The 5,811-nt window shown below is 66.2% G+C and carries 3 protein-coding genes; 2 read left to right on the top strand and 1 reads right to left on the bottom strand.

Features of this window, described 5'->3' with window-relative positions:
• A partial coding sequence (locus NTW26_01775) for a hypothetical protein (GenBank protein MCX7021002.1) occupies window positions 1-1,352 on the bottom strand: 1,352 nt, incomplete at its 3' end.
• Between the two features lie 179 nt (window positions 1,353-1,531).
• Between NTW26_01775 and NTW26_01770 the strand changes: the two genes are divergently transcribed.
• Together NTW26_01770 and NTW26_01765 are read left to right on the top strand one after the other, a co-directional pair.
• Complete coding sequence (locus NTW26_01770) at window positions 1,532-3,133, top strand: hypothetical protein (GenBank protein ID MCX7021001.1); 1,602 nt, start codon at window positions 1,532-1,534, stop codon at window positions 3,131-3,133.
• Between the two features lie 473 nt (window positions 3,134-3,606).
• Window positions 3,607-5,604 carry a S9 family peptidase gene (locus NTW26_01765; protein MCX7021000.1) on the top strand — a complete coding sequence of 666 codons (1,998 nt, stop codon included), beginning with the start codon at window positions 3,607-3,609 and terminating at the stop codon, window positions 5,602-5,604.
• The last annotated feature ends 207 nt before the right edge of the window (window positions 5,605-5,811 follow it).

Raw genomic sequence — 5,811 nt, 5'->3', positions numbered from 1 at the left:
GGCTGGGTGGCGATGAAGCGCTCCTGGCGGAAGAGGGTGACCGCTATCTCGTCCTGTGTGCGGGCGATTTTGGAGGCGAGGGGTTCCTGGGCGTCCAGGCCGAGATCCACGGCCTCCTGCAGGGCCAGTTGGTCGCCGGCGCTCGTGTCCACGAAGCGCTGGAGGAGCTCCCGGCGGGACTCGGGCCGCAGGAGCCGGGTGTCGTCAATGGAGAGCCACAACAGGATGTTCTGGGTGCAGTACCTCAACGGGACGCTCTCCCCGTTCACCTTCACCAGGAAGTCGTCCCGGTGCTCCTGGAAGAAGGGGGAGAGGGAGTCGGTGAGCATCACGCGCCGCCCGTTCGCCTGGGTCGTTATCTCCTTGGCGAAGGGGGTGGGCTTGGCCATGGTGGAGCCTATGCCGACGAGGTCCTCCGGCTTGATCGAGAGCATGGTGTCGCGGTTCGCCATCAGCCCCGTTTCGGTTGCGCGCTTGTAGATGTCCTCCAGAATGGCGTCGAGCTGGTTCAGGAGGTCCTGGTTGACCTCGATCGTCGCCCGGGAGCGCAGGTCATCGAGGTAGGAGTCCCATTTTTCCTTGGCCCGCTCGATGAGTATCTCCTGGCGCAGATTGGGGCGTACCTGGTCGCCGTCGGTGACGGTGAAGTCCTCTTTCGAGGCCGGACCGCGGTTGAGAAAGATGTAGTAAACCCACTCGTTGTGGAGGTCGTAGAACACGGGTTCGGAGAACTGGTCCTTCTCGAGGCCGAAGATGACATCGTTGCGGCGGGATGGGCTCCACTGCAGCGGGGGTTTGCTCGCCCCGCCCGCCTGGGCCAGGAAGATGTCGCTGGGGCCCTTTATGTAGAAGGTCTCCCGGGCCACCTTTCCGAAATCCTCACCGGCCTTGAGCCGCTCGTAGGCCGCCTGGGCCTCGGCCCGGCTGGCGAACTGGATCAGGCTGATGTAGTCCCCTTCGGAGAGGAAACGCCGCACCCACGAGTCGAGCTCCTCTTCGGTGACGGCGACGTCGGCGGTCACCTGCTGATGGAGGGCGGAGATGAGGCGCCCGCGGCGCCAGATCTCAAACTCGGACACCGCCATGGGGTTCTCGTAGTATCCCGCCTCCCGCGCCGCCGTCTCCAGGAGCACCTTGTTGCCGAAGGCGGTGAGGTAATCCCGGGCGTCCTCGTAGTTGGAGATGATGGGCCGGGTTGAGGGGTCCAGGTGGGTGTAGTAGTTGGCGAGATCCCCGATGGTGTAGGTGTTCCCGCCGACGGTCAGAATCGTCTCGCCCTCGGTGCCGCACCCCGCCGCGAGGAGGGCGACGGCTGCCGTCGCGAGGAGAGTCAGGACCTTTTGAAACCGCATTTTTTTAGCTCCCCAGTCGGGTACGTCGGGTAATGTTTCCGGACCAAGAGGCCCCTTTTATAACACTTAAACCTTGGAGTGTCAACGAAGCGGGGTCGGTTAGCCCGCCGGGTGAGGATATGTTAAACTAGGACCGTCCCCTTTCAGATACCGACCCGAACCCCGCCGAGCGGAGCCGGATGACCCAAGCGAAAACCAGCGTAGATCTCCGGAAGGTGTTCTCCCGTCTGCCGGGCCTCGAGGAGCGGCTCGCGGGGATTAGCGACGTCGAGAAATGCCGTCGGCTGTTCCACGGGATGCTGGCCGAGCTCGGGGCCGGGTGCACCTCGGTGCGTATCAGCCGCGCCCGGTGCGTCCTGGAGACGATCACCGGCCGGTGGGCCGAGGAACTGACCGGCGTCCCGGTGATGAAAGCCCTGGCGGCCCTGGCTGACGGGCGGACCAAGGGGGTCTCCCCGGCCTTCCTCTTCGAGCTGGACGGCCTGCTGTCCGCCCTCGCGGGTTCACCACAGGAGGCCGAGGGCCCGCCGGTCGGGGAGGCGGCCTCCCTCTTCCTCACCCGCTACCCCACGGGCACCGACCGCGACGTTTACCGCCGGCGGCACAAGAACCGCGTCCGTATCCTCAACCGGCTCGGCGGGTCGCCCAGCCAGTGGGACGACTGGGTCTGGCAGACCCGCAACACGGTGCGCGACCGGGTCCTCCTGGCCGAGCTCGTCGGGCTCTCCCCGGAAGAGAAGGCGGGTCTGGACGCGGCGGAGGCCGTCGGGGTGAGGTTGTCGGTCACCCCCTACTACATCTCCCTCTTCGACGAGGATCCCGGGGGGCTCTTCGACCGGTCCCTGCGCAACCGCGTCCTGCCGCCGATTACGGCGGTCAAGGTCGAGGATTCCCGGGAGCGCGGAGGCGAGCCGCTCCTCGTCGAGCGCCTCAGCCTCTTCAGCGCCCTGGTCAAGCCCTGCCTCGCCTCCCCGCAGTACTCGTGCTACGAGCCGCCGCCCACGGAGCTGGACGTCACCGACTCCAAGCTCCGCTCGGCCCTGGAGTGGTTCGGCGACAACCCGGAGGTCTGGGAGGCGGTCATCGGCGGGGGCGACGTGCTGTGCCTGACCGACTCCAAGGTCGAGGGCATCCTGGCCGGGCTCTCGCGCTACAAGCATCTCCGGCGCATCCTCATCCGCTCCAACTTCCCCGTGGTGATGCCCCAGCGCTTCACGTCCCTTTTGACGAAAATCATCTCCCGCTACATCAAGCCGACCCAGCTCGAGGTAGGGCTGGTGACCCGCTTCTGTCACGCCTTCGAGGTCACCCCCGAGGCGGTGACGGTGATCACGCGTCTGCGGAAGTCCGGGGTATCGGTTTACAACGAGGCGCTCTACACCGCGGACAACACGCGTCGGTTCGAGTTCGCCGCGCTGCGGTGGGCGCTCCTGGGGGCCCGGATCGAGACCTCCTACAGCCGCCTGAGGACCGGCGCTCTGTGGTCGGGAGTGCCGCTGGCCCGGGTACTCCAGGAATTGCGGGAGGAGGCCTCGCTCTTCCCGGCCCTGGAGAACGCCCAGGTGCCGGTGGTGGAGACGTCCTCGGGGGAGACCGTCCCGCTCTGGGGCGACCGTGAGCTGGTCTCCATCCGCCCCGACGATGGACGGCGGGTTTACCTCTACCGGACGGCGGGGGGGACGGTCCTGGATACGGACACCGCGCTGGCGGAGTTCCTCGATGGGATGCGCGAGCGGGGCGAGGACCCCGCCGATTACGCCGGTCTGCGGGATTACGTCTGACCCGGGTTGGGTGAGGGGTGAAGCGGCCCCCTCCCCCTTCCAGGGAGAGGCTCGCCTACGGGTGGGGGTGAGGGTCGGGGCAGAGAACGTGAAAACGGCGGGGATGGGAATCCCCGCCCTACATTTAGGGAGAGGCTCGCCTACGGGCGGGGGTGAGGGGTAAACGGACGGGTCAGGAGACCCGCCCCTACGTCAACCGCGAAACAGACCCGTAGGGGCGACCGTCCACGGTCGCCCGCGTTAAAAAACACCGATTTGCGTGAGCGTCAGGCGACACCACCCTGCGAGTCGGCCCGTGGGATGATTCCACTGGAGACCGCCGCTTTTTTAATAAGTGATTGAATTAATTTCATTATTCATATTAAAATAAAAACTTGGTCGAGAAATCGCTGGAAATAACCGTATTTTCAGCGTAAAATGCCACCGATTTACACCGCTGAACCTATCCCTCCCACCATCCGCGAGGCAACCCCATGTCCAAAGCCATAGCCGCCGACGACTTCGCCAAGCTCAAGGTCATCACCGGACTCGACCTCTCCCCCGACGGGCGGATCGTCGTCTTCAGCGTCAAGCGCGCCGATGCGAAAAAGCGCAAATATTGGAACGACCTCTGGTGGTCCCGGAACTCCCGCCCGGCCGCGCAGATCACCCACGGCGACTGCAACGACTTCTCCCCGAAATTCTCCCCGGACGGCGGAACCGTCGCTTTCCTCTCCAATCGGGAGGATGAGAAGACGTTCCGGTTCCACTTTCTGCCGACGGACGGCGGGGAGGCCCGCCCCGTGGGCCCCGCTCTCAAGGGGGAGGTAGAACAGTTCCTCTTCTCACCCGAAGGGCGTTACATCTACTACTCCTTCCGCGCCGCCGACGAGCCCTCCAAGGGTCCCGAGGGCAAGCCCGAAGCGCCGCCCTTCCGCGAGGTGGACCGCATCCTCTACCGCATGGACGGCGAGGGCTGGCGGCCCAAGGACAGCTTCAACCTCTACCGGCTCGACCCGGTGCGGGGCGCCTCGAAGCGGCTCACCGACGACCGGTTCGAGAACGCCGACTTCGCCCTCTCCGCCAACGGGGCCGACCTCTTCTACCTCGCCTGCCACCGGGAGGACCCGGACCGGGACGCCGAGTACGTGGACCTCTTCCGCCTGCCGGCGAAGGGCGGGAAGCCGAAAAAGCTCCCCACCCCCGAGGGGCCCAAGTGGGCGCTCGCCGCCGATCCCGCCGGGAAGCGCCTGGCCTGGTTCGGCCACGAACACCCCGAGGACCCGGCGGGCCGCAGCCCGCGCCTCTACATACACGACCTCGCCACGGGCAAGACGGTGAACCTGACCGGGACGCTGGACCTGGTCGGGGGGCGCGTGATTGACGACCTGAACGGCATCTGCCCCGAAGACCGGCCCCGGTTCTCCCCCGACGGCGCCTCTGTCTTCTTCAACTTGACCCGCGATGGCTCCACCGGCATCTGGGAAATGAAGACGGGCGGGAAGGCGAAGCCCCGAGAGGTCGTGGGCGGCCTCGGCGCGGCCACCTTCTTCCGCGTCCACGAGCGCGGCCTGCCCTACGTCTGGGTCAACGCCGTCAATCCCGGAGAGCTCTTCCGCCTGGATAAAGTCGGCGAGCCCCGGAGGCTGAGTTCCCTGAACACGCGGGTGGTCGGGGCCTGGCACCTGCCCGAGCCGGAGCGGTTCCGCTTCAAATCCGGCGACGGCACCGAGCTCCAGGGCTGGCTTCTCAAGCCGTCCGGCTTCGACCCGAAGGCGAAATACCCGGCGATCCTCGAAGTCCACGGCGGGCCCCACGTCAGCTACGGCGAGGCGCTGATGCACGAGTTCCACTACCTGGCCGGCCGGGGCTTCGTGGTGCTCTGGGGCAACCCCCGCGGCAGCACCTCCTACGGCGAGAAGTTCACCCGCGCCATCGTCAACGCCTGGGGCACGAAGGACTACGAGGACGTGCTGGCGCTGGCCGATTACGCGGCGGGGCTGTCCTTCGTGGACGGCCGGCGCATCGGTATCACCGGCGGCTCCTACGGCGGATACATGACCAACTGGGTCATAGGCCACACGGACCGCTTCGCCGCCGCCGTCACCCAGCGCTCGGTCTCCAACCTCCTGGATTTCTACGGCTCCTCGGACACGGGGTTCTGGTTCGAGAAGGAGTTTGGGGGCAAACGCCCCTGGTCCGACCTGGACCACTACTGGAAGCTCTCCCCCATCGCCTACATCGGCAACGCCAAGACCCCGACCCTCGTCATCCACTCCGAGGGCGACCTGCGCTGCCCGGTGAGCCAGGGCGAACAGATGTTCGTCGCGCTGAAGACCCTCGGGGTCCCGACGAAGTTTTTGCGTTTTCCCGAGGAGTTCCACGGCCTGTCGCGGGGCGGGCGGGCCGACCGGCGGATCAAGCGCCTGCAGAGCATCGCCGACTGGTTCGACGAGTATCTGCTGGGTGAGGGGGCGAAGAAGAAGGGATAGCCGTGACCGTCCGGCTGGCGGGGTTTTGCGGCTCGACGCCGCGATGCATAACGTAGGGGCGGGTCTCTTGACCCGCCCGTTCAATTATCTGCCGTGCGCTTGAATGTAGGGCGGGGACTTCTATCCCCGCCGCTTTCACCCCTCACCCCATCCCTCCCCCCAGAGGGGGGAGGGGGAATAAGGCAGCCCTCACCCTTAATCCCTCTC

This window comes from bacterium, assembly GCA_026398675.1.
Classification (GTDB): domain Bacteria; phylum RBG-13-66-14; class RBG-13-66-14; order RBG-13-66-14; family RBG-13-66-14; genus RBG-13-66-14.
The sequence above is the reverse complement of the archived record's forward strand: the minus strand, read 5'-3'. Positions and strand labels throughout refer to the sequence as shown.